Annotated in this window: 17 protein-coding genes and 2 rRNA genes (1 of these 19 only partly in view); 12 read left to right on the top strand and 7 right to left on the bottom strand. The window is 42.6% G+C overall.

Translation table 11 applies throughout. The features are described from left to right. Together KK487_RS15385 and rrf are read left to right on the top strand one after the other, a co-directional pair. Positions 1 to 1,422, top strand: a 23S ribosomal RNA gene (locus tag KK487_RS15385); it begins 1,465 nt to the left of the window's first position. A gap of 136 nt (positions 1,423 to 1,558) precedes the next feature. Then, positions 1,559 to 1,673, top strand: a 5S ribosomal RNA gene (gene rrf, locus KK487_RS15380). Between the two features lie 116 nt (positions 1,674 to 1,789). Here the strand turns inward: rrf and KK487_RS15375 are convergent. Further along, the gene (locus KK487_RS15375; RefSeq protein ID WP_013466255.1) at positions 1,790 to 2,317 is read right to left on the bottom strand and encodes a sugar O-acetyltransferase; all 528 of its coding nucleotides are present in this window, start codon (positions 2,315 to 2,317) and stop codon (positions 1,790 to 1,792) included. 162 nt (positions 2,318 to 2,479) lie between these two features. On the opposite strand from KK487_RS15375, the gene KK487_RS15370 reads away from it, so the two are divergent. The 4 genes from KK487_RS15370 (at position 2,480) to KK487_RS15355 (ending at position 7,864) form a co-directional block, all read left to right on the top strand. Beyond that, a complete protein-coding gene (locus tag KK487_RS15370; RefSeq protein ID WP_016898983.1) occupies positions 2,480 to 3,244 on the top strand; it encodes a DeoR/GlpR family DNA-binding transcription regulator in 765 nt (254 codons plus the stop codon). Positions 3,245 to 3,290: 46 nt separating this feature from the next. Next, entirely contained in the window at positions 3,291 to 5,111 is a 1,821-nt protein-coding gene (gene glmS / locus KK487_RS15365) for a glutamine--fructose-6-phosphate transaminase (isomerizing) (RefSeq protein ID WP_008466748.1), read from the top strand. Between the two features lie 110 nt (positions 5,112 to 5,221). Next, on the top strand, positions 5,222 to 6,412 hold the full coding sequence (locus KK487_RS15360; protein WP_128583406.1) for an alpha/beta hydrolase-fold protein: 1,191 nt from the start codon (positions 5,222 to 5,224) through the stop codon (positions 6,410 to 6,412). A gap of 150 nt (positions 6,413 to 6,562) precedes the next feature. After that, complete coding sequence (locus KK487_RS15355; RefSeq protein ID WP_128583405.1) at positions 6,563 to 7,864, top strand: DEAD/DEAH box helicase; 1,302 nt, start codon at positions 6,563 to 6,565, stop codon at positions 7,862 to 7,864. A 97-nt stretch (positions 7,865 to 7,961) separates the two neighbouring features. Here the strand turns inward: KK487_RS15355 and KK487_RS15350 are convergent, their stop codons facing one another. The 3 genes from KK487_RS15350 to KK487_RS15340 form a co-directional block, all read right to left on the bottom strand. Then, positions 7,962 to 11,183, bottom strand: a complete 3,222-nt coding sequence (locus KK487_RS15350; protein WP_082918294.1) for a S41 family peptidase — start codon at positions 11,181 to 11,183, stop codon at positions 7,962 to 7,964. A gap of 145 nt (positions 11,184 to 11,328) precedes the next feature. After that, positions 11,329 to 12,717, bottom strand: a complete 1,389-nt coding sequence (locus KK487_RS15345) for a 5-methyltetrahydrofolate--homocysteine methyltransferase (protein WP_138764426.1) — start codon at positions 12,715 to 12,717, stop codon at positions 11,329 to 11,331. A 32-nt stretch (positions 12,718 to 12,749) separates the two neighbouring features. Beyond that, entirely contained in the window at positions 12,750 to 15,161 is a 2,412-nt protein-coding gene (locus KK487_RS15340) for a TonB-dependent receptor (protein ID WP_128583404.1), read from the bottom strand. A gap of 330 nt (positions 15,162 to 15,491) precedes the next feature. Between KK487_RS15340 and KK487_RS15335 the strand changes: the two genes are divergently transcribed. The 3 genes from KK487_RS15335 (at position 15,492) to KK487_RS15325 (ending at position 17,309) form a co-directional block, all read left to right on the top strand. After that, positions 15,492 to 15,983, top strand: a complete 492-nt coding sequence (locus tag KK487_RS15335) for a Fur family transcriptional regulator (RefSeq protein ID WP_128583418.1) — start codon at positions 15,492 to 15,494, stop codon at positions 15,981 to 15,983. Then, positions 15,983 to 16,399, top strand: a complete 417-nt coding sequence (locus KK487_RS15330; protein WP_033103579.1) for a MerC domain-containing protein — start codon at positions 15,983 to 15,985, stop codon at positions 16,397 to 16,399. The genes KK487_RS15335 and KK487_RS15330 overlap by 1 nt, the downstream gene beginning before the upstream one ends. A 73-nt stretch (positions 16,400 to 16,472) precedes the next feature. Then, positions 16,473 to 17,309, top strand: a complete 837-nt coding sequence (locus tag KK487_RS15325) for an alpha/beta hydrolase (protein ID WP_128583403.1) — start codon at positions 16,473 to 16,475, stop codon at positions 17,307 to 17,309. A gap of 44 nt (positions 17,310 to 17,353) precedes the next feature. On the opposite strand, the gene KK487_RS15320 is transcribed toward KK487_RS15325, so the two are convergent. The 3 genes from KK487_RS15320 to cynR all read right to left on the bottom strand — a co-directional run bounded on the left by KK487_RS15320 (position 17,354) and on the right by cynR (position 19,673). Continuing rightward, a complete protein-coding gene (locus KK487_RS15320) occupies positions 17,354 to 18,256 on the bottom strand; it encodes a homocysteine S-methyltransferase family protein (protein WP_128583402.1) in 903 nt (300 codons plus the stop codon). 177 nt (positions 18,257 to 18,433) lie between these two features. Beyond that, positions 18,434 to 18,679: a DUF3297 family protein gene (locus KK487_RS15315; RefSeq protein ID WP_008112798.1), complete on the bottom strand. Its 246-nt coding sequence runs from the start codon at positions 18,677 to 18,679 to the stop codon at positions 18,434 to 18,436. A gap of 100 nt (positions 18,680 to 18,779) precedes the next feature. Further along, the gene (gene cynR / locus KK487_RS15310) at positions 18,780 to 19,673 is read right to left on the bottom strand and encodes a transcriptional regulator CynR (RefSeq protein ID WP_016898996.1); all 894 of its coding nucleotides are present in this window, start codon (positions 19,671 to 19,673) and stop codon (positions 18,780 to 18,782) included. 105 nt (positions 19,674 to 19,778) lie between these two features. Between cynR and KK487_RS15305 the strand changes: the two genes are divergently transcribed. The 3 genes from KK487_RS15305 to KK487_RS15295 all read left to right on the top strand — a co-directional run bounded on the left by KK487_RS15305 (position 19,779) and on the right by KK487_RS15295 (position 22,219). Continuing rightward, a complete protein-coding gene (locus KK487_RS15305) occupies positions 19,779 to 20,438 on the top strand; it encodes a carbonic anhydrase (RefSeq protein ID WP_128583401.1) in 660 nt (219 codons plus the stop codon). Positions 20,439 to 20,462: 24 nt separating this feature from the next. Further along, complete coding sequence (cynS, locus tag KK487_RS15300; RefSeq protein ID WP_028834723.1) at positions 20,463 to 20,933, top strand: cyanase; 471 nt, start codon at positions 20,463 to 20,465, stop codon at positions 20,931 to 20,933. Positions 20,934 to 21,010: 77 nt separating this feature from the next. After that, the gene (locus tag KK487_RS15295) at positions 21,011 to 22,219 is read left to right on the top strand and encodes a CynX/NimT family MFS transporter (RefSeq protein ID WP_128583400.1); all 1,209 of its coding nucleotides are present in this window, start codon (positions 21,011 to 21,013) and stop codon (positions 22,217 to 22,219) included. Positions 22,220 to 22,372: the final 153 nt, after the last annotated feature.

Raw genomic sequence — 22,372 nt, 5'->3', positions numbered from 1 at the left:
GTGACTTAGGTAAATCCGGGTTACTGTTAGGCTGAGACACGAGACGAGTCACCAAGGTGATGAAGTTGCTGATGCCATACTTCCAGGAAAAGCCTCTAAGCTTCAGATTATACCGAATCGTACCCCAAACCGACACAGGTGGTCAGGTAGAGAATACTAAGGCGCTTGAGAGAACTCGGGTGAAGGAACTAGGCAAAATCGTACCGTAACTTCGGGAGAAGGTACGCTCCGATTGGTGATGAGACTTGCTCTTTAAGCTGATTGGAGCCGCAGTGACCAGGTGGCTGGGACTGTTTATTAAAAACACAGCACTGTGCAAAATCGCAAGATGACGTATACGGTGTGACACCTGCCCGGTGCCGGAAGGTTAATTGATGGGGTTATCTTCGGAGAAGCTCTTGATCGAAGCCCCGGTAAACGGCGGCCGTAACTATAACGGTCCTAAGGTAGCGAAATTCCTTGTCGGGTAAGTTCCGACCTGCACGAATGGTGTAACCATGGCCACGCTGTCTCCACCCGAGACTCAGTGAAATTGAAATCGCAGTGAAGATGCTGTGTACCCGCGGCTAGACGGAAAGACCCCGTGAACCTTTACTACAGCTTGGCACTGAACATTGAACCTACATGTGTAGGATAGGTGGGAGACTTAGAAGCAGAGACGCTAGTTTTTGTGGAGTCGTCCTTGAAATACCACCCTTGTAGTTTTGATGTTCTAACGTTGGCCCCTGAATCGGGGTTACGGACAGTGCCTGGTGGGTAGTTTGACTGGGGCGGTCTCCTCCCAAAGAGTAACGGAGGAGCACGAAGGTTGGCTAAGTACGGTCGGACATCGTACGGTTAGTGTAATGGTAGAAGCCAGCTTAACTGCGAGACAGACACGTCGAGCAGGTACGAAAGTAGGTCATAGTGATCCGGTGGTTCTGAATGGAAGGGCCATCGCTCAACGGATAAAAGGTACTCCGGGGATAACAGGCTGATACCGCCCAAGAGTTCATATCGACGGCGGTGTTTGGCACCTCGATGTCGGCTCATCACATCCTGGGGCTGAAGTCGGTCCCAAGGGTATGGCTGTTCGCCATTTAAAGTGGTACGCGAGCTGGGTTTAGAACGTCGTGAGACAGTTCGGTCCCTATCTGCCGTGGGCGTTTGAGAATTGAGAGGGGTTGCTCCTAGTACGAGAGGACCGGAGTGAACGAACCGCTGGTGTTCGGGTTGTCATGCCAATGGCATTGCCCGGTAGCTACGTTCGGAACTGATAAGCGCTGAAAGCATCTAAGCGCGAAGCAGGCCTCGAGATGAGTTCTCACTAGACTTTTAAAGTCTCTGAAGGGCCGTTGAAGACTACAACGTTGATAGGCAAGATGTGGAAGTGGTGTGAGCCATTAAGCTAACTTGTACTAATTACCCGTGAGGCTTAACCATACAACGCCAAACGCGTTTTATGTGATAGTGAAACAAGCGAAGAAGTTAATATAACTAAAGTAGATACTTGAAGACTTTATTATCAGAAATTCCAAATTTTAGTAAGGTCGATTAAATCGAACTTACACCAAATTTGCTTGGTGACAATAGCGTTTTGGACCCACCTGACCCCATGCCGAACTCAGCAGTGAAACGAAACAGCGCCGATGATAGTGTAGCATTTGCTATGTGAAAGTAGGACATTACCAGGCTCCAAATAAGAGAAAGCCCGACTAGAAATAGTCGGGCTTTTTTACGTCTGGAATAAAGTGAAAATACGGGTTCGAGGTATAAGGGTAAATGTGAGCCTAAGGCTTAACGATGATCCTTAGCACTTTCTTATTTCACGTGCTGGATTGCCGGCAACCACGGTATTTGATGCAATGCTCTTAGTTACCACTGAACCCGCACCAACAACAGTGTTATCACCAATGGTAACACCAGCTAACACAATAACTCCCGCGCCAATCCACACGTTATTGCCAATGATTATCGGTGCTGTAAAGTTCTCTTTATTGAGTCGCTCTGTGGGGTTCACAGCATGCGAAACGGCCAATAGTTGAACATTAGGGCCAATTAAGCAGTCACTACCAATCGTAATCACACCTTCATTAATTGGTGCATCTAATACAGTGCAATTAATGTTTATAAAAGTACGATCACCAATTTGTATTTGACTGCCATAGTCACAATGAAAGCCCGCTTCAATAATTACTCCATCACCACAGTGTGAGCATAATTCTTTTATTCGCTTTAAATTACCTTTACTGGGGCTTTTATTAAATAAGCGGCAAATTTCGTGCACAGTTTTACGCTGCGCTAGATTCTCTTTACTAATACTATTAAATGACTGCATATCAATTTTGTTTAACTTAAATAATGGTGCCTAGCTTAACCTACTTTAAGCATGATGATAATTTGAATAAAACTGCTTTATTTTTATGCATTCACTTGCCATTTATTATGTTTCGTTTAAAATCCCCTAACTTTCGAAACGAAACTTAATAGCAGTTACTTAATGACCAAACGAAACACCCAGCAACGCCGTCATCTGATCCTTAGCCAAGTAAATGAGCTTGGTGAAGTGGCCGTTGAGACTCTTGCTGAACAGTTTCAAACATCAGAAGTAACCATTCGAAAAGACTTAACCGCGCTTGAGAAAAGTGGCTTGTTGCTGCGCCGTTATGGTGGGGCTATTGCGCTACCAAAAGAGATAGTAAGCGATGAGATCGATTCTAAGCGCAAAGTAGCAATTGCTAAGGCAGCAGCGGCGCTTATAAAAGATCATAACCGCATTATTATTGACAGCGGCCGCACTACTGCAGCGATGATCCCTGAGTTAGCTACCAAGCAGGGGTTAGTTGTTATGACTAACGCCATTAAAGTGGCAACACGTTTATTAGCACTTGAAAATGAACCAACACTTTTGATGACAGGTGGCACGTGGGATCCGCATTCAGAATCGTTTCAAGGGCAAGTAGCTGAAAATGTTCTATGCTCATATGATTTTGATCAGCTATTCATTGGTGCTGATGGCATTGATGTAGCGCGTGGAACAACCACGTTTAATGAACTTGTTGGATTAAGCCAAGTGATGGCTAAAGCGGCGCGCGAAGTTATTGTGCTGGTTGAGTCAGAAAAGATTGGCCGAAAAATACCAAATTTAGAATTACCGTGGCAAACAGTAACCACATTAATAACCGACAGTGGCTTAGCAAGTGATAAACGTGCAGCCATAGAGGCGTGTGGTGTAAAACTAATTTGCGCAGAAATTATGGAATAGCAACTAAAACGTAAGTTGCTAGAATTAAAAAATTAATGGAGACACTATGTGTGGAATCGTTGGGGCTGTTGCAGAACGTCCAGTAAATAAAATCTTAGTTGAAGGCCTTAAGCGTCTTGAGTACCGCGGTTATGACTCAGCAGGTGTAGCTTTACTTGAAGGCAATACACTTAATACAGTTAAAGCAGTTGGTAAGGTTGTAAACTTAGAGTCAGCACTTGAACAAGCTGGTGTTAGCGGCCACACAGGTATTGCACACACTCGTTGGGCGACTCATGGCGGTGTAACTGAAGCCAATGCTCACCCACATGTTTCAAGCAATCAATTAGCACTTGTACATAACGGAATCATTGAAAACCACGCAAGTTTGCGTGCAGCACTTAAAGGCGACGGTTACGAGTTTTTATCAGACACCGACACTGAAGTCATGGTGCATTTAATTCATCAGTTACGTCAGCAGCACACCACTTTATTAGCGTCAGTTCAAGCTGCTGTTAAGCAGTTTGAAGGTGCATTTGGTACCGTTGTGTTTGATAAAGCGAATGATAACGAAATTATTGTAGCTCGCTCAGGTAGCCCGTTAGTTATTGGTTTAGGCCTTGGTGAAAACTTTATTGCTTCTGATCAACTTGCATTATTACCAGTGACTCGCAGCTTTATCTTCTTAGAAGAAGGTGATGTAGCGCGTATTACTCGCGACACTGTAGAAATTTTTGATGCAGATGGCAACGCGGTTGAGCGTGAAGTTGTTGAATCAAACATCACACAAGATGCATCAGGCAAAGGTGATTACCGTCACTACATGCTAAAAGAAATTTATGAGCAGCCACTTGCAGTACGTAACACCCTTGAAGGACGTTTAAACGATGACCGCGTAGCGATTGATGCTTTTGGCGATAGCGCACAGCAAATATTTAAAGACGTAAAACACGTACAAATTATTGCCTGTGGTACGTCATACCACTCAGGTATGGTTGCTCGTTACTGGCTTGAGCAATTTGCAGGTGTTAGTTGTAACGTAGAAATTGCCTCTGAGTTCCGTTACCGTCAGTCATTTGTACACGAAAATAGCCTACTAGTAACTATTTCACAATCAGGCGAAACGGCTGATACTTTAGCTGCACTGCGTTTAGCTAAAGAGCAAGGCTATATGGGTTCAATGACTATTTGTAACGTACCAGGCTCATCGCTTGTGCGAGAATCAGACCTTGCCTTTATGACCAAAGCTGGCGCTGAAATTGGTGTAGCCTCTACTAAAGCATTTACTACGCAGCTTGTTGGTTTGTTAATGCTTACTGCGTCTATTGCGCAAGAGAAAGGCTTAGATCAAAGCGCGATTGTTAACGCTATTAAACTGCTACCAGCTAAATTAGAAGAAACGCTACTATTGGCTGATGGCATTGCAGACCTTGCTGAAGAATTTGCTGATAAACACCATTCACTGTTTTTAGGGCGCGGCTCACAATACCCAATCGCGATGGAAGGCGCACTTAAGCTTAAAGAGATTTCATACATTCACGCTGAAGCCTACGCAGCAGGTGAGCTTAAACACGGCCCATTAGCGCTTATTGATGCCGACATGCCAATTATTGTTGTAGCACCAAACAATGAATTGCTTGAAAAGCTTAAATCAAACGTAGAAGAAGTACGTGCTCGCGGCGGCATCATTTATGTATTCGCTGATAAAGACTCACACTTTGAGTCAGACGACACAATGCGTGTAATCAACGTAAACCACGTAGATGACGTAATTGCCCCTGTTGTATATACAATTCCACTACAGTTACTGTCGTACTATGTAGCGGTCATTAAAGGCACTGATGTTGACCAACCACGTAACCTAGCAAAATCGGTTACAGTTGAGTAAAATCAAAAGGTTATAGGTTTTTATTAATGTTAAAAAAGCGCTTAAGGCGCTTTTTTTGTGCCTGAAACTCTGTTAGCTTAAGTAACTTATTATTCTCTAAGGGATTAGTCATGCGTTTATTAACCGTTATTTGTTTTGTTAGCTTTAGTATTTTTAGTTCACAAAGTGCCTTTGCACAATCTGGCACTAAACAGCAAAGTACAGATTACTCTCAGTACACACATACTATTAAATCGGTTGTTTTAAACGAAGAACGCACAGTTGTCGTACAGTTACCAAAGAGTTATCAAGCTGAGCCAAATAAGGTATATCCTGTTATATATCGCTTAGATGGCGCGGGTAATATACCGCTTGCAAGTTCTGTTATTGAGCGTTTACAAAATGATAATCGTGCGCCTGAGGTTATTATTGTCGCTATTGAAAACACTAATCGACTTAGAGATTTTTACCCTACAGTGAATAAAGAGCCACAGGGCCCAGTTGGTGAAGGGGGCGGTGCGGCAACGTTTTTAGCGTTCTTTGAGCAAGAGCTCATTCCTTTAGTAAATAAGAACTATCGCACGCATGACTATAAGGTTATATCTGGCGCCTCTGCGGGCGGTGTATTTGCGCTATATGCTTTGCAGGCAAAGCCCGAACTATTTCAAGCGCATATTGCATATAGCCCTGCGGTTTGGTGGAATTATGGCGCATCGGTAAAAAGCACAAAATCGTTTATAACTAAAACGAAAGAACTTAACAATTACGTTTACATTAATATTGGCGAAGAAGCCGGTATAATGCGTGAAAGGTATGATGAATTACAGCAATCACTGCAATCACATAAAGTGCCAGGGTTACGCTTCTCTAGTGATGCGTTTGATGGTATCTCGCATAACTTAACCGCTGCTGCTGGCGTATTTAATGCCTATTACAACTTATTTTTACCTAAACAAATGCCTATAAGTGCTTTAACTGACGATGTAGCCTCTATTGATGGTTATTACAAAACATTATCTCACCAATGGGGCGAGCAGATATCTCCACCAGACCGTGCTGTTAGATCACTCGGTTATAACCTAACGGGCAGCAAGCAGTTTACCCGTGCTATTGAGGTGTTTAAGTACAATTTAAAAAACCACCCAAAATCAGTCGATGCGCTTTCTGCCTTATCTTATGGCTATGAAATGCAAGGTGATACTCGTCAAGCGCTTGAACAGATAGAGTCTGCATTAGCCATTGCAGATGACTCATACCCTTATATAAATTACTTAAAAGAAACAAAAGCTAGGTTACAAGCAGAGTTTGATAAGCGTAACTAGGGTTTTTAGTTACTGTTAAATAAAAACGACGCGCAAGCGTCTTTTTATTAGTTGTAGCTAAATATTATTTAAATCACTAACCCCTACTTAATACGTGCTAAATACGCTAAAATTACAGGCTACTTTTTTAGCAATAAGCCCGTAATAAATATGACCTCAGCCGCAAGCCCTAGCACGTTTACCGAACTTGGCCTTATCCCAGAGCTACTAGCTCGTTTGTCTGATCTTGAATACTCGCAACCTACGCCGATTCAGGCAAAAGCAATTCCAAGTATCTTGGCGGGGAGTGACTTAATTGCGGGGGCAAATACCGGCTCAGGTAAAACAGCAACCTTTGCTTTGCCTATGCTACAAACGCTATTTTTAGCAAAAGGCGCGAATAAAACGCCGAGCAAAGGTAACTTTGTTTCAGGGCTAATTTTAGTGCCTACTCGTGAGCTGGCAACGCAGGTGGCTGATAGTGTTAAATCATACTCTGCAAACTTTAATGGCGCGATTAAAACGGTAGCGGTGTTTGGCGGTGTATCGGTTAATACCCAAATGCAGGCACTACGTGGCGGTGCCGATATTATCGTGGCAACCCCTGGACGTTTGCTTGATTTGATCTCAAGTAATGCCATTAAGCTGGATAAAGTTTCAACCTTAGTGCTTGACGAAGCTGACCGCATGTTAAGCCTTGGCTTTACTGAAGAGCTTGCTGAGCTATTGGCATTAATGCCGGCTAAAAAGCAAACCATGTTGTTTTCAGCGACTTTCCCAGAGCAAGTAACGCTTTTAACGCAAGAGCTGTTAAATAATCCGGTTGAAATACAAGTTCAAAGTAAAGACGAAAGCACCTTAGTACAGCGCGTATTTACAGTTAATAAAGGCGAAAAAACCACGGTTTTAGCGCATTTAATTAAGCAGCACAAATGGCGCCAAGCGCTGATATTTGTCAACGCTAAAAAAGATTGTGAGCACTTAGCCAGCAAGCTTGAAAAGCGCGGCGTGAATGCGCAAGTGTTCCATGGTGATAAAGGCCAAAGCGAGCGTTCTCGGGTAATAGAAAAGTTTAAAGCGGGCGAAATAGAAGTACTAATTGCCACCGACATTGCAGCCCGTGGTTTAGATATTGAAAAGCTACCAGTAGTAATTAACTTTAACTTACCACGCAGCCCCGCTGATTACATGCACCGTATTGGCCGAAGCGGCCGTGCCGGCGAAGTCGGTTTAGCGTTATCGTTAATTGATTATGAAGACTTCCATCACTTTAGAATTATTGAAAAGAAAAACAAACTACGTTTAGAGCGCGAAGAGGTTACAGGCTTTGCAGTAAATCAAGCCAACCTTGATGCCGCACAAGCACTTAAAAATGATAAGCCAATGGCAAAGCCTGAAGGCACAGGTAAGAAAAAGAAGAAAAACAAATCCAACCAAGAAGATGACGTATGGAGCGGCTGGAGAAAAAGATAAGCCTTAATACATATAAGTCATTAAACTCGAATTATAAAAAAACCTGCAAATTTGCAGGGTTTTTTATTGGTATTAGCTTGTTTAGCTATGCAGCAAATTAAAACTTAGAAGGTGCTGGTGGTATCACTAAGGGTTGTTTAGGATTTTCTTTAAGCTCCTTTAATAACTCTTGTACAGCACGCTCTATTGATGGGTCTTGGCCTTTATAAATAAGCTCAGGACGATCGATTACTTTAATATCTGGTGCAACACCTTCGTTTTCTATGATCCAGTTACCTTTTGTATCTAAAATACGGAATGTAGCAGCAATTACTTGCCCGCCGTCTACAAGGCTTGGGTTACCAGAAATACCAATTAAACCACCCCATGTACGGGTACCAATTAGCTTACCTAGACCAGCTTGGCGGAAGTAGTAAGGAATTGCGTCACCACCAGAACTTGAATAGCCATTTATTAGCATGGCTTTAGGACCATTGTGTGCAAACTGCGGTGTTTTAGTTGGTTCTACACCACGGCGTTTCCAATAGTTAAGCGGTTTACGCGCAAGCCAGGTGATCATATGCTCAGGAATAAAACCGCCGCCATTGTAACGGTCATCAATAATCATGGCGTCTTTGGTTGTTTGCGGCATGTAGTTTTTAAACATGGCGCGGTTACCCTCATAGGCTGTATTTGGCAGGTGCACATAGCCAATACGCCCACTTGATAGCTTATCAACGTAGGCTGCACGCGAATTAACCCAGTTTAAATAACGTAGGCCTTGCTCACTTGCTATCGGTTTTACAGTTATTTGCCATGCGCCTTTGCTACGCGGCTTGTTGTTTAGCACTAGCTCTACTTGCTCGCCTTGGGTGTTTTCAAGGAGTTCGTAAAAGTTAGCAACGTCTTTTACTGAGCGGCCATTTACCGTAATAATGTAATCGCCGTTATGTGCTTTTACACCTGTGGTGCCAAGCGGTGAACGGAAATCGTCATGCCAGTTTTCACCTTTAAAGATTTGTTCTATTTTTACATAACCAGATGGGTCGCTTGCAAGCTTAGCGCCTAATAAACCATGGTTTTTACGCTCTGCTTTAGGCATATCACCCGACTGCACATAAATATGGCCAGAGTTAATTTCACCGGCAATTTCGCTAAGAACATAATCAAGGTCGCTACGATGGCTAATGGCATCAGCCATAGGTTGGTATTTAGCTAAAATAGCATCCCAATCTTGTCCGTGATGGTTTTCGTCGTAGAACCAATCGCGCAGTGTGCGCCAACCTTCTACATACATTTGTTGCCACTCTGCTTGCGGATTAATTTTAAGCGTCATTTTGCTTAAATCGAGCTTATTTGCGTCTAAATCTTGTTTTGGCTTAGGTTCAATTAAGCTGTAACCGCCATCTGTATGTACAAGTAGGTGTTCGCTATTGCTTGAAATGGTGTAATTACTAACGCCTTTGGCGACTATTTCTAGCTCACTGTTGTGATCGGTGCCTATTAGCTGTAAACCGCCATTAGCAAGAGTCAGTACGCCGTCTTTTACTGCGGTTAAGCCACGGTAATCGCCCGCAGGGGCATTAAGTGCGGTAACACGTTGCATAAAGTCATTGCTTTGCAGTGCATTTTTAACTTTTTTGTCGTCTTCTTTTTCATCTTCTTTATCTTGGACAATCGTGGCTTCGTCACTTTGTAAGGCAATAAGCGGTTTAACACTATCGTTTACTGCAGCTGCATAAATACGAGTTGCACGATTAAACATGTAATCAAACTCGTAGCTACTAAATGCCAGGTTAAAGTCGCGCTCTGAGCTAAAGTAAAGATATTGACCATCAGGCGAAAAAGTAGGGTTTTGCTCATTACTCATTTCGTCTGTTAAGCGCGTTACCTTTTTCTTTTTAAGGTTGTAGTGCCATAGCGAGGTATAACGGTTTTCATTATTTTTAACAAATACAATGTCTTGGCTGTTAGGCGACCAAGTATATTGAGTAATGCCGTCTTCGTCGTAAATACCGGTATCAATTTTGTGTTGCTTGCCCGATTTTGCATCTAACCACCAAAGTGTGTTGTTTTTATCTGAAAACAACAATTTAGAGCTATCTGGTGACCAAATAGGCGTAAAGCGCCAAATAGTGCCATTGCTAGTGAGTTGCTTAATAGCATTATTTTTACTGCGATCTTTTAAGTAAATTTCGTACTCGCCGCTTTCATCGCTCATGTAGGCTATGTAGCGCCCATTTGGTGACCAGCTTGCATCTATTTCGCGGCTTTTTTCTGTGTAAGATAAGTTGCGTGTAGGCCCTTGTTTAATTGGTACACTAAACAACTCACCACGGGCAGTAAATACAGCACGTTTACCATCGTGAGAGAGCGACATAGAATCAATAAAATCGCTAACATTTTTGCTATACGGCATTGCGTATTGGCGCACGCCAGCAATGTTAATGCTTAGCTTAGCGCTTTTTTGTGTTTTTGCGTCAAAGCGATATAAATAACCGCCGTTTTCATAAACAATCGCATTTGGGCCAGCTGAAGGCCAAAGTACGTCAAAGTTTTTATAGTTGGTAAGTTTTTTTGGTTCGCTGCCTTTGCGGTACTGGTAAAGGTTTAGCGTGTAATCACGGTCAGACACAAAGTAAATATTGTCACCAACCCAAGTTGGTTGCTGGTCGGTTGCACGGTTTGTAGTTAGTTGTTCTGAGGTGTTTTTTTCTAAATCATAAATCCATACATCTTGCGCACGACCACCACGAGTACGTTTCCACGTACGAAACTCTCGGTCAATTGGCGTATAAACATACTTGCTGCCATCTGGAGATAGCATGCCGCCACCAGTTTCTGGAATCGCTAATGGCTGTTCAAGTCCGCCATCTGCAGGAACCATGTAAGGGCGGCCCATACGTTTTCCCCATGGTGTGCGGTTAGCTCTAAATACCACATTTTTACCATCGGCGGTCCAATCTAAAACGCGGTAATCAAAACCTCCACGCGGTGGCATTGGGCCAACGTCATTATAATAAGTAAGTTGCTTTAGGTTTGAACCGTCACTGTTGATCACATAAATTTGTCGGCTACCGTTATACTCGGCTGAAAATGCAATGCGCTTACCGTCAGGGGAAAACTTAGGAAATGTTTCAAAGCCAATATGGTCGGTTAAGCGTTTGCTTTCGCCTGTTTGCGTATTCGCAATATAAATATCGCCACTGTAGACAAAGGTAACGGTTTGGTTATGGATATCTGGAAAGCGGAGTAAACGAGTGTCTTTAGTCTCATAGGCCGATACACCCGGCGCGATTGCTGCAGCCAAGGCAAGAGCCAATGTTGTTAGTTTTTTCATGGAATTACGTCCTATATTAATAGCTATCCCATCATAACAATAAGGTGCAAAATAGCGATGCACTTACGATAAAAGGTCTGTTACAAAATGTGAATAAAAAAGGTTGGCAAAAAGCGCCAACCTTTAAGTAAATACGGATATGAAATTAATGTTCGTGTTCTTTTTCTGCAATACCTAACCAAGTGATAGCCGCTGGTGGGAATGTAAGTTCTAACTCGCCTTCAATCTCTAAGTCTTCTAAGTGTACTTGCACAACGTGTTGGGCTATTGGGTCGGCTACGTAAGCAAACTGACCATTTTGCGCTACTGTCATACTAAACTTCATGCCTTCAGGCATAGTTGTTACGTCTTCTTGCGTGATATCAACTTGACCTGCTAGCTCCCAGTGTATGTGATCGTCGTGCGCATGCGCCTCAAGCACATTTAAAAAGCCTAGGCTGTCTAAAACTAAAAAGTGCTCGCCATTCGCTGAGAAAGAGTAAGAAACAGCGCTTGCGCCATCGGCTAGTTGCCATTCAAATTCTTCCATTTCAGCTTTCGCAGGATTTATACTCACAATCACAGCAGGGCCGCCGCCGTGACCAGATGCAACACCAATAAAGGTTTCGCTGCCCTCATGGCCGTATATACTACCAATGCGTAAGTCGCCGACGGCATCAATATTTATTACTTTTTCAGCGTGGTATTCGTCATCATGCTGGTGGGCTAATAGCACACCGTCACTACAGCCGAACGCTACGTAATCATGGTTTTGTGCTGCGCCGTGCAAATCAGGGCATGTTAACTCTAACGTTTGTTCAAGTTCGTATTCGCCATCATGAAAGTGATAAACACCTACCTGATCCGGCAAAATTTTAGCGTTTGATGTACTTTCGGCATCATCGCGGCGAATGGTCGCTAATAAATGCTCTCCACGAGGCTCAGCGACGCCGTGCATATTAATGTCGTAACTAATGCCAGGTAGGGCCGCTGTTGCGTTTGTTATGTCGTTATCTGTTAATACTTCAACAGACGCAGTTGTGCCTGATGCTGCATCACCATCATAAAATACCGCTAACTGACCATCGTGTTTTACCAAGTGAGTAGGGCGACTGCCACTGGTTAACTCATAATTACTAAAAGCAGGGCTTTGTTCGTAATCATGAAGGTGTGCGCCGTGATCTTCACGCCATAAGCCACCGTCTATAAAGCCGAGGTAATCTTGAGCGCGGCTAGCAATCACGGCATAACGAAAGTCAGGAGACGACGATAGCGTGTTTGAATCATTAGTAAGAGTGAATGTATCAAGAAGCTCATTGTCGTCTAAGTCGAAAAAGTTCGCTTCGTTGCTATCGCCAGCAAGTATCGCAAGCCTACCTAATGAATCAATAGTGTATTCATCACCGTGGTCGCCACCATCGCCATGATCGTGGCCGTCATCAGGTACTTCTATTGGGTCTTTTTCAACAATGTTTGTTTCTGCATCACCACAAGCGGTGATTAATGTGCTGCTTATTGCCAGTGCAATTAATTTTAATTTGAATAGTTTAGTCATGTTAATTTCCTTTATTTATAATTTTTTAGCGCTTAAAAATAACCGCGAATACCTAACGCAAAGCTACGACCTGGACGTGGTGCTATATTCTTTAAAAATGAGCTATGCACGCGCGCTTCTGTGTCTGTTAAGTTAGTGCCACGTAGATACACGGACATATCTTGATTTAGCACTGATAAGTCATATGAAACGCTGGCATCAAGCATGGTGTAGCCGTTTGTGGTTGTTTCTTCTGGCGCGGTACGGTCTTGCTCTTGATAACGAGTTACGTGAAGGTGCGCACTTAGCTTATTTGTTTGGTAGCTAAACTCAGTACCAAAACGTAGCGGTGGTGTGCGTGGTAAATCGCCACCGTCTTTAAGGCGTGCACGAACGTAATCTGAGAATAAATTAACTTTAAACTCATCGGTTAACTGCCATGCAAATTGGGCTTCAAAGCCATGCAAAATTACGTCATCTGTTTTAAATAAATAAACTGGGAGTTCAGATGAGTGATCATGCTCGTCACCGTGGTCATGATTATGCTCATCACCATGGTCGTGGCCGCTTTCGGCGTATAGGCCTGTGTCGATTTGGTAATAATAATTGTCTACTTGGTTGTAGAAAGCATTAAGAATGAAACCGATATCACCTTGGGTTTTACGAAACGTTAAATCAATATTGTTTGCTGTTTCTAGGTCAAGCGCTTGCTCAGATAAACCAAAATGTCCGTCTTCATGAATATCAAATAGTGCGCCTACTTCATAAGTACCAGTTCCAATGTGAGGGCCGAATGATAATAGCTCAGACACCGAAGGAGCGCGCTCAGAACGAGATACCGATAAACCCAAGTTGTAACTAGGTGCAAAATCCCACACGACACCTGTTGATAAACTGACAGGAGTGAATTCTTGTTCTACGTCAAATACGCGAGTATTGCCGGCATGTTCTTCATGAGCATGATCGTCATGAACATCGGTGTCATTGTGTGCGTGTGCATCAATGTTAGGTAGTAACACGTTATCAGCATCGATGGTTACCCGTTCAACTCGGCCACCTAATTGCACTAAAAAGTCACCAAAGTGTTTTTCTTCCATCAGTGCTATAGCAAAGCTTTGTGTTTGTGACGGTGGTGTGAATGCCTCTGAGCCTTGCGCTTCAACATCACTGTGTTTGTAATGAAAGCTCAAACCACCATTCCACTGCGCAAACGGGTTATGCATTAAGTCTACGCGTAACTCATTGGTTTCATTTTCAAACGTGGTACCCACTGCGCCATGTTCAATTTCAGCATGTTCGTAATCTGTAAAACCTGCGCGCAGGTTTACTCTATTAAGCCATTTGTTATCAAGGTTATATTCACCTAGCAACTGCACTTTAGTTTGCTCTAAGTCGGCATATACGCTTTCCTCAGCGCTATTAACATCTTCGCCACCATGGGTGTGGCCTGGAATGCCGTATTGACGATTAAATTGCTCAACAGCTATACCTACAAAACCTTGATCAAATAGATAGCTAGTACCTAAGGTAAAGCCGTCAGACTCTTCATTACTATTTGCAACGGTGTAATCGCCACTATGTTCTTCATGGTTATGGTCATCATGGGCTAATTCAGCGGCCACGGGTATTTCATAGTCATCGGCTTCACGCCAAAAGGCGTCGGCATAAAATGCAAAGGAATCAGTTCCTGTAGTGGCGTTAAACGAGGCTACTTTTTGATTATCAACAGAGTTGTGCTCAAGGTTCCATTCGCCGCGAGTTGTGCTGTCGGTAGGCACCCGATTATCAACTACATTAACCACACCACCAATGGCGCCGCTGCCATAAAATAATGTGGCAGGGCCACGTAATACTTCGATTTGTTTTGCGGTTGATGCCTCTGATGCAACGGAGTGATCAGGGCCAACGCGCGAAACATCACTGACATCAAGGCCATTTTGAGTAATTAGAACACGCGGCCCGCTTAAGCCACGAATAATAGGTGTACTTGCTACTTTTGCATGAAAGTTAGTATTAACCCCCGGGAGTTTTTCAAGGCTATCGCCAAGGGTTGCAGCTTGCTGCCGTCTTAATTGTTCGCCAGATAACACGCTAACGGGAGACGCGGATTCCATTGCCGACATGTGAATAGGCGTCGCTTCAATATCAATTACTTCAATGGGTGAACGTTCTAAGTTAAAGGTAATTGATTGGCTTTTATCATCACTAAATGTGATATCTCGATGCAGATGGGCATAACCAGGGGCGGTAATATGAAGTTCTTTTAAACCACTTTTTAAATCAGTTATTACGAACTTACCGCTTGCATCTGTTACTGCTGTTATATCTGAGCCTTCAACTTCTACAGTTGCGTTGGTCACAACTTTACCTTGGTTGTTTAGAACAACACCTTCGATGGTATTTGCAAGCGCATTTGTTGGTAGTAGGGCTGCTATAAACAAAGCTAATTGAGATTTTCGTGTCATTTGAATTCCTTTGCGGATGTTATATTGTATCAATTGTGCTTGAAATGTTATATTGTATCAATAGTTAATTAACTAAAAATCACTCAGGATATATAATTTGGCTGCTTCATCTACATAATTTAAATTAAATTTATTTAAATTCAGTGCTTTAAGTGTTTCTGTCGTTGTTTAGGTGTTGTTCGTGGGGGATCTGTTTGCTGTAAAGCAAAAGTTAGTTGTTACATTTATTTAGCTCTAGTTAATAAGTTTTTAGGTAAAACCACAGCGGAGGCATTGAGCAACAAGGATGGCAAAGTTAAAACATCAGCCCACTACATTAGAGTGGGTAATATGAATAAGCAGCAATTTAAAGAGATGATGGGTTTTGCGATAAAAAGATGTGAAGCCTTTGAAAAAAAATTAACGCCAAAACGTCAGCAGGTATTTGAAATTCTATTGAAAGCAAATAAACCTTTGTCTGCTTATGAGTTAACAGATCAATTTAATAAGCAAATAAATACACCGATTTTGGCAATGTCCGTTTATCGGATATTAGGTTTTTTAGAGTCGGTAGGTCTGGTACATAGATTAAAGTTAGAAAATAAGTTTATACCGTGCAGTTACGTTAATGATGATAGAGAGCATCAACTATCGATGTTTTTAATTTGTAGCTCTTGTAATAAAGCAAGTGAGGTGAATGACCTTAACAATTCGGTTAAATCTTTGTTTAGGGAACTGAAAATGAAAGGGTTTACGCCAGCAACTTCGCAATTAGAAATCTCAGGTGTTTGTTTTGGGTGCCAGCAAAGTACCGCTAACACAATTAAAAAGAAGGATAAATAATGAAGCTGACTCAAACGACAGCAGACAAGTTTGCCATTGGGCTTTCGTTAATGTGCACGGTACATTGTTTTGCAACACCGGTTATTTTAGCGCTGTTGCCAAGCTTTGCTGTACTACAAATAAATGGTGAACAGTTTCACTTATGGGTTCTTGCTGCAGTATTACCAACAAGCTTATTAGCTTTAAGCTTAGGCTGTAAAAAGCACAAACGTACACGTTATATGGCGTGTGGAGTTGTTGGTCTAGCTTTTTTGATAATTGCAGTATTGCTAGGTCAAGAAGAGGCCGAAAAAGCACTCACTTTAATTGGCTCCGCTTTTATCGCATTAGCCCATTGGTTTAACTACCAACAGTGTTTTAAAAAAAATAACGAAAAATGCCGCTGTTCAGGTGATAAATCAGACCAACTTGTTTAACACTGCCAGTGTTAAACATAGCGACTATGTGGCATTGTAATTATAAATATCGTTTTTTAGGTAAACTAATTTAGTGAATACTGCTTTAAAGCTTTTGCTGTTACTTTGTGTTTTCATCTGTTTTAAATTAAGCGCAAATACCCCTTACGAAATCCCCAGAAGTACTGTTGTAGAGCTCACTGATCCTGCTACCAAGCGGGTGTATCCTATTTTTATCCAGCTACCTAAGTCATATGCAAAGGAGCCTAATAAAACGTATCCTGTTATTTATTTAACCGATGCGCCGTATGCATTTCCTATTGTTGCCGGTGCCACACGGTTTCCAATGAATAGCGGCAAAATGCAACAGGCTATTATTGTGGCGATTGGCTATGAAAAAGGCTCAAGAGGAGCTAGTAGTCGAGTTAGGGATTATACACCCACTCAATCCCTGAGCTGGAAAAAACAAACCGGTAACGCTAAAAATCATGCACTGTTTTTAAAAAATACTGTGCTGCCGTTTATCGAAAAAAGTTACCGAGCAAGCAACACGCAAAGAACGTATATAGGTAACTCGTTAGGTGGCTTATTTGGCGCCACTGTTTTATTTACGATGCCTGAGCTATTTAGCAATTATATTATTGGCAGCCCGTCGGTTTGGTTTGATAATAATGCACTGCTAGCGTTAAAAGCGAATAAGCCCCAAATGCCAATAAAGGTTTATGTATCTGTGGGCGCAAAGGAAACGCCAGCCTTTGGTGAAGGGCAAAATATGGTTGAAGGCGCAGCGCAACTTGTGCAAAAAATTAACGCGCTTAATAGTGATAATATAAAATTAAAAAGTGTTGTTATTGAGGGAGCGCAGCATGCAACCGCATTCCCAACCACCGCAATACAAGGGCTCGATTGGGTATTGGGAAGCAGTCAATAAGCTCAAAAGGGGTTCTCGATACTTTTGTAGTTAAATAAGCGATATTAAAGCGCTTTAATATCGCTTTTCCACTTTACCAGCGCTGCTATGAATTCGGGGCCAATACCACAGCAGCCGCCAATAATTGTTGCGCCTAGGCTATGCCATTGCTTTGCAAACGCTACATACTCAGCGGGTGATAAGTCGCGGTAACCTTGCGAGCCTTCATTGGCTTTATAATCGCTGGCGATTGGTGTAAAACCATTTGCAAAGACCCCTAAATCAACATTTTTATTCTGCTGTTTTAGTACGCGATTAGTGTCGCGTAGCGCTTGTTCAATAACCTCAGGGATAGAGCAGTTAAAGAATATGCCCGCTATATTATGTTCGAGTAATGCTAAGATAGCGTCGGATACTAATTCACCAGAGCGCAATGTCGCTTGTTCGCTTACTTCATCATTTAAGGTAAATGCGTAATAACATGGTTTGTTTGAATTCTTAAGCACCCTTGCCATAACCCGCGCTTCTTCAATGTTTGATATGGTTTCACCAATCCAAACATCGACATATTCGTCTTGTGCTTTATACAGGGTATTTAAAATAGTAAATGCGCGTTCACTTTGGAAAAAATCAGCACGGTACGATCCAAATGCGGGTGGCAATGAACCCGCAACTAGCACGTTTTGATTAGTGTTTTGAGCTGCTTTTTTTGCAATTACAGCAGCTTGCTGTGCAAGTGCTGCACCTTGTGCTTGGTAAAGCGTTTCACCTAAATGAAAGGGGACACACGCATAGCTATTTACTGTAATAATTTCTGCCCCCGCATTTATAAAAGCTTGATGCGCTTGAGTTACGCATTGTGGTGCTTCTATTAAAGCTTGTGCACTCCAAAGTGGCTGTGAAAATGGCGCGCCCATGCGCTTGAGTTCACGACCCATGCCGCCATCTAATATTGTTAACCTACTCATAATGGACTTCTATACGTCTAAATAATTAAGGCTATTCAAACATACTTTTTGAAAATTCATAATGAAACTTCATCAGGTTGAGTATGAAAAAAGTTCAACATGTTAAAGCTGTTTTTAAAAGGCACAAAAAAAGCGACTACCCAGTAAGGTGTCGCTTTTCTTTTTACAAGTAAGCAATTACTTGTAAAACGCTTCTACAGTGCCTTTTACTTTCATAAGTAATGGCTGGCCGCGACGGTCTAGCGCTTTAGGTGCCGCTACTTTTATCCAACCTTCGCTGATGCAGTATTCTTCAACGTCAAAACGCTCTTTACCGTTAAGTGTAATACCGATTTCATGCTCAAATACTTCTTCTACATAAAATTTGCTACGTGGGTTGATAGACAGTTGATTTGGTAATTCTGGTTTGTTTGTATCAGTCATATTGGTGATCTGCGTTGAATTAATTATGCGCTATTGTAGGCAATAGCTGGCTTATGCTCAAGCACGACATTCATAAACTGAGCGGCTTTTAGTTTTATCGTTATATGTTTGAGCTTATTGCCTCAGCGGTGCTGTGAGCCAGCTCTATAAAAGCGGCTGTTGCGGCACTTTGGTAAGCATCTTGTCGCTGTAGTAACACCGCGGTACGTTTTAATAATGAAGGTGCAAGAGTAATGGCAACTAACTCTTCGTGTTTACTCGCTATGTTAGAGGGAAGCAAAGTAGCTAGTTGTGTATGGCGCACTATTTCAATAACGGCACTGAGTGAATTGGCTTCCATAAGTACATTAGGCTGCACCTTGTGTTGGCGACAATGACGTTCAATTTGTTCGCGAGTTGCAAACTCATTACTGAGCAGCACCAGTGATTGTTCATTTAAAGTGCTCAGGTCAATACGGTGTTTGCTAGCTAAAGCATGGTGTTTATTTACTACTAAAGCGAGTGTCTCTTGTAATAAAGTTTGGGCGTGTATGTCTGCACTATGGTTGCCTTCAAAGGCTATACCTACATCAAACTCATCATCTAACAAACGATTTTCCATGCGTTCTTGCGACATTTCTTCCATGCTTAAGGTGATGTTGGGGTAGTGCTGATGAAATGCGTTGACTAATGGCCCAATAAAATAAGTAGTAAACGTCGGCGTAATAGCCACTCGCAATGAACCTCGGCTGAGGTTTTGTACATCATGAATCGCCCGCTTACCTTCTTCTAAATCCTGCAAGGCTCTGTGTGCATAACGAGCATATACCTCACCCGCATCGGTTAACTTTACGCTGCGCCCTGAGCGGTCAAATAAAGGTGCACCGAGGGTTTCTTCAAGCTGTTTAATTTGTTGCGACAACGCAGGTTGAGACACATATAAGGACGCTGCTGCTTTGGTGAAGTTTTTGTGCTTGGCAACGGCCAAAAAGTAATTGATGTGGCGAAGTATCATAGCTAACTATAAGTATTTCTTATCGGTATCATAATATACCAGTCTTTTACCTTATTAAAAAGCGGGCGTAATATTCACCTCATCGACAATATAGAGACACCCGTTATGAAAGATATCATTGAAGGTTTTTTAAAGTTTCAAAGTGATGCATACCCAGAGCGTGCCGATTTATTTAAAAATTTGGCTACTAAGCAAAATCCACGGACTTTGTTTATTTCATGTTCTGACAGTCGTTTAGTGCCTGAGCTCGTAACACAACGTGAACCTGGTGGATTATTTGTTATTCGCAATGCCGGAAACATCGTCCCATCTTACGGGCCTGAGCCTGGCGGGGTTTCTGCATCAGTTGAATATGCAGTTACTGCACTGCAAGTGACCGATGTGGTTATTTGCGGCCATTCTGATTGCGGAGCAATGACGGCAATAGCAACCTGTAAGTGCATGGATCACATGCCTGCTGTTGGCAGTTGGCTGCGTTACGCCGACTCAGCTCGCATTGTCAATGAAGCGCGCAATCACGCAAATGAACGTGAGCATATTGAAGCTATGGTACGCGAAAACGTTATCGCACAACTTGAAAACATTAAAACCCATCCATCGGTGCGTCTTGCGCTTGGCGAAGGTCGCTTGGCATTACATGGCTGGGTTTATGATATCGAATCTGGCGGCATTGAAGCTTTAAATGGCGCAACGAATACGTTTGTTTCCCTTGCCGAACATACCGATGTTCGTGCATATCCAATTCAGCTTCCTGTAGCTGTTTAACCAACCATTGTAAGAGGTACTATTATGATCCAATCTCAAGTGAGCAACACGGCGCGCCTAGCATTAACCGATATAATTATTGCTGCAAAAGCAGAAAAAAATCTGTCGTTTGAACAAATTGCAGAGGGCACAGGTTTAAGCGACGTTTACGTGACGGCGGCTTTATTAGGCCAGCACCCATTGCCTGCAGAAGCCGCTGAAAAAGTGGCACAAACGCTGGGCCTTGATGCAAGTGCGGTTGAGTTACTTAAAGCTATTCCACTACGTGGTAGTGTCGAAAACAATATGCCAACCGATCCGACTATTTACCGTTTTTATGAAATGATGCAAGTATACGGTACAACGTTTAAGGCATTAGTTCATGAGCAGTTTGGCGACGGTATTATTAGTGCAATTAATTTTAAAGTAGATATGAAAAAAGTTGAAGATCCTGAAGGTGGCTCACGTGCTGTAATTACGCTTGATGGTAAGTTCTTACCTTACAAGCCTTTCTAAACGCTTTATAATATTTGTATATAAACAGTCGGCGCTAAGCGCCGGCTTTTTTTGGTTATTAAGGATGGTTTTTATTGATGAGTAATCACAGCACTTCTACTTCTTCTTATGTATCGGCGCTTTCGCTTTTTTGGCCAATGTTAATCATTGCTGTGCTCGCAATGACCTTACGACCCACGCTTACCTCTACCGGCCCATTACTTGAAGAAATTCGTTTAAGCACTGGGCTTGGTTTACAAGGGGCGTCTTTGTTAACCGTACTCCCTATGTTTTGTATGGGCGTGTTTCCATTATTGCTTCCTTGGCTTGGGCGTTATTTAAGTGAAAATGCGTGGATTGCTGGTGGATTGTTTGCAATTGCATTAGCTGGTTTTTGGCGTTTGTGGCTTGGCAGTGGTTGGGCGTTAATAATCAGTGCGCTATTAGGCGGTACAGGCATTGCAATAGTGCAAGCGATGGCTCCAGGAGTGGTTAAACGTTGGTATCCACAGCGAGTTCCTTTAGCTATGGGAGTGTATTCTGCCTCACTTATGGCAGGCGGTGGTATAGCTGCAATATTAACGCCGCGAGTGGCGGTGCACTATGGCAGTTGGCAAGCAGGGCTTGGAGTGTGGCTTATTATTCCTGTTATTGCTCTGTTGCTTTGGTGGTTAAGGCCGCAGGAGCCGATGGACGCAAAGCATAACAGTATTAAGCTTAATTTATTTTTTAACCAGCGAGCATGGTTACTTGCTGCCTATTTTGGACTCGCTAATGGCGGTTACGCGTGCATGATTGCTTGGTTACCTAGTTACGCTCAGGATTTAGGATGGAGTGCACAAAATAGTGGGGAGCTTATTGGCGTTATGACTGTTTTTCAGGTAAATGGTGCATTGGGTGCACCGGTATTTTCAGCACACCGCTTAGACAGGCGACCTTGGTTATTTTTTGCTGTTGCGATTCAGCTAATAGGTTTTATAGGATTAATATTGATGCCCGATTCTATGATGAACGTTTGGGTGGGGATGATAGGGTGTGGTTTAGGTGCTTGTTTTTCGCTAACACTCACCGTGGCGCTCGATCACTTGTCTAATCCAAAATTGGCAGGTGTACTCACTGCGTTTGTCCAAGGTGTTGGCTTTATTATTACCGCTATCGTGCCTTATATAGCAGGTGTTTTACTCGATGTTACTGCACGCTATCAAGCATCTTGGTTTATGTTGGTAATAACGCTAATTGCAATGCTGTTTATGACCACCCGCTTTGCTCCTGCTACGTATGCAAAGGCTATAAATATTACCCATTAACTTTTTAATGGGATTTAAGCTTTTTTAAATCCCATCCCCTTTCACTTTATTCTGCGTTTTATTGCCACCGTCATTTTTTCTTCATCAAAATTACCTTTATTAGTCATAACTCTTTTTTAGAGTACAGCGGTTGATGTTTTTTGTGTTCACACT

This window comes from Pseudoalteromonas sp. SiA1 (genome assembly GCF_018732205.1).
Lineage (GTDB): Bacteria > Pseudomonadota > Gammaproteobacteria > Enterobacterales > Alteromonadaceae > Pseudoalteromonas > Pseudoalteromonas tetraodonis.
This window is presented reverse-complemented; position numbering and strand designations above follow the sequence as displayed.